Here is a 2392-nt window from a genome sequence, read left to right as displayed (position 1 = left end):
TTACCGACATTGGTCAGCGGCATGGCGCCCAACAATTCCAGGCGTTCAGGCAGTTAGAACTTGGCGATACGCCGTTCTTCCAGAAGAAAATGATTCAGTTCGGGTAATGTCAATTCCCGGCCGGGTTTGAGCACCACGAAGGCGCATACTCTTTCCCCCAGTACCGGATCCGGCATGGAGACACAGGCGCAGTTGTCAATTCGGGGGTCGGCGAGGATATGATTTTCAATCTCTTCGGCGCTGATCTTTTCGCCGCCGCGGTTGATGCAGTCTTTTATCCGGCCTTCCACAACGATATTGCCGGTTGGATGCAGCCTCACGAGGTCCCCCGACTTGTAATAGCCGTCCGGACTGAAGGCTTTGGCATTGTGTTCGGCAGCACGATAATAACCGCGAATGGTATGCGGGCCCCGGCACCAGAGTTCACCCAACGCACCAGGCGCGACTTCCTCACCGGTTGCCGGCTCAACGATTTTGAATTCATCACCCGGAGATTGCGGACGGCCCTGGGTCGTGAAGCGGACCTCCTCCGGATCATCCAGGCGGGTCCAGAAAAGCGGTCCCTCGGCCATGCCCAACACCTGCTGCACGTCACAACCGAGTTCCGGACGAATGCGATAGGCCACCTCGGGATTGAGTTTCGAGCCGCCCGTAAGGATCAATTGCAGGGAACTCAAGTCATATTTATCTCTGTCCGGATGGTTCAGCATGCCGATGATCATTGCCGGCACGGCGGTCCAGTGGGTCACCCGGTGTTCCTGGATGGTCTTCATGGCCGCCTCCGGCGACGGCACACTGCTGAGGATCTCGCAACCGCCGCGGGAAACCAGGCCCATGAATCCGGGGCAGGCCAGTGCAAAATTATGCTCCTGCGGAATCGCCACCAGCATGATGTTTTCCCGGCTCAATCGGCTGATATCGGCGTTGCACAGAAAATTATACACATAGTCGTTGTGGGTCCGGGGAATCAGCTTCGGTACACCCGTTGTCCCCCCGGACAATTGAAGTACGGCCGGTGCGTCCGGGTTCGCTCGAGGCAAGGTCTCCGCGTCGACACGTTCTTCGATGGGGTCGGCCAACAACTGATCCAGAGCGTGAAAACCCTCCCGGGGTTCGCCGCCGGTGACCAGAACCAGCTTCAGTGAAGCAGCCGCCTTCATGATGTTTGCGGCCATCTGCTGCTTGTCCGTCTTGCTGAATATGGACGGTATCACAAGCCCCACCGCATCCGAATGCCTTGCAAAATACCCGATCTCCGCTTCCTGGTGGGGCGGGAGCGCCATAATGGGGATGCCGCCGGCCTTCATGACGGCCAGGTAGGCCAGAAGCACTTCCGGTTGGTTGGGAACCTGCAGAATGACCCGATCATACAGTTTAAGACCCAATGCTTTCAGGTGAAGCGCCAGCCGGGTGCTCAACGCTCCGAATTCCCGATAGGTAAACACACGGCCGCTCTGGGCGGATATCAGCAATGGATTCGATGCAAACCGTTCAAAACTCTCATCCATCACCTCGGTGATGGTTTTATCCAACCAGTAGCCCTTTTTACGATATTCATCAGCGAATTCAGGTGGATATGAAACATGGCCATCCATACGTCTCTCCCTTTTCATATGCTATTCTGATGTTGACCGCCGATAGCGTTTTCATGTCGGTCCCGTGGCGGCAGGAGATCGATTTCGACCTGCGGCCGGCACCCCGTACATGCTTCTTTCACGGCGATTTACCGACACATCTCTGAAGATGTGAGCAAACAGACTTTATTCCAAATCTGGACCTCCTTTTTGTATGAGAGACAAAATTCGATTGAAAAATACTTAATGAATGATATTAATGTTTACTAAGCAATCACTGTGCCACAACAAGTTATGTTAAAATACAGTCGGTTAGAATCTTGGCTTATCGGATGATTGAAAGTTTTTTTCAATATGGCTTGAAACATCATTTCAACTTTCATGATATTGACCGGATAGAGGTGCCGGGAGGATACGACCCGGGCCCCTTCAGCGGTGAGTTTTAGTGCCGCTTAAGCGCCGCGGAGGATCAGCGGCCCGGACTGTTTGAGCGCAAGCGAGTTTCCGGGCCGCCCGGAGCAAGCTTTAGCGGCACTTGAACGAAACCGCGCGGGGCGCGGGTCGTATCCTCCCGGCACCGGCCTATGAAAGCCGAAAGTTGAGATTTCATTCTGAAGCGTCAACACACCCATATCGACATGGGCGTCATCTTGATCGGATTATACTTGAGGGAGGGGAGTCGGAGCACACGCATGGATGTCAGACAGTTCTTCCATCAGCGTCATGAACAGATCGTCAGCACATGGTTCGACACGGTATACCGTGACCTGTCGATCCGATATCACAACGAGCCGGCCGAGGATCTTAAACATCGCATG

1 protein-coding gene is annotated in these 2392 nt (G+C 54.4%); it reads right to left on the bottom strand.

Annotated features, from left to right (window positions below; all coding sequences use genetic code 11):
* Positions 1-53: 53 nt before the first annotated feature.
* Positions 54-1595 (bottom strand): (2,3-dihydroxybenzoyl)adenylate synthase, encoded by a 1542-nt coding sequence (locus AB7S84_RS15935; RefSeq protein ID WP_428155700.1) that lies wholly within the window; start codon positions 1593-1595, stop codon positions 54-56.
* Between the last annotated feature and the right edge of the window lie 797 nt (positions 1596-2392).

The organism is Desulfococcus sp. (assembly GCF_050178255.1).
GTDB classification, from domain to species: Bacteria; Desulfobacterota; Desulfobacteria; order Desulfobacterales; family Desulfococcaceae; genus Desulfococcus; species Desulfococcus multivorans.
The sequence above is the reverse complement of the archived record's forward strand: the minus strand, read 5'-3'. Positions and strand labels throughout refer to the sequence as shown.

Bases quoted from the DNA above. Each gene is read 5' to 3' on its own strand.
- AB7S84_RS15935 (WP_428155700.1), bottom strand. From the start codon at position 1,595: ATGGATGGCCATGTTTCATATCCACCTGAATTCGCTGATGAATATCGT.